The organism is Undibacterium sp. JH2W (assembly GCF_049340425.1).
In the GTDB taxonomy this organism is placed as follows: domain Bacteria; phylum Pseudomonadota; class Gammaproteobacteria; order Burkholderiales; family Burkholderiaceae_D; genus Undibacterium.
The window spans coordinates 1-211 of sequence record NZ_JBMPOT010000125.1 but is presented as its reverse complement, the minus strand read 5'-3'; the positions used below and the strand labels follow the sequence as shown (position 1 = coordinate 211).

Below are 211 nucleotides of genomic sequence, written 5' to 3'. Positions count from 1 at the left end.
GTCTGGACGCCCTCTGGAAAACAGGTGACTTCGTTGCCAAAGGCACACTCATCATCATGGTCATCATGTCCATGGGTAGCTGGTACATCCTCATCACCAAAATTATCGACCAGGTCAAACTGTCTGGCCAGGCTTCTGATGCACGCTCCAAATTCTGGAAAGCCGCTTCCGTACAAGCTGGTGCAGCTTCCCTGAAAGAAGGCAGCCCATT

1 pseudogene is annotated in these 211 nt (G+C 51.7%); it reads left to right on the top strand.

Going from position 1 to position 211, the window contains the following annotated elements:
- Positions 1–211, top strand: a pseudogene (locus tag ACO0LC_RS29395) (MotA/TolQ/ExbB proton channel family protein); the annotation flags it as partial.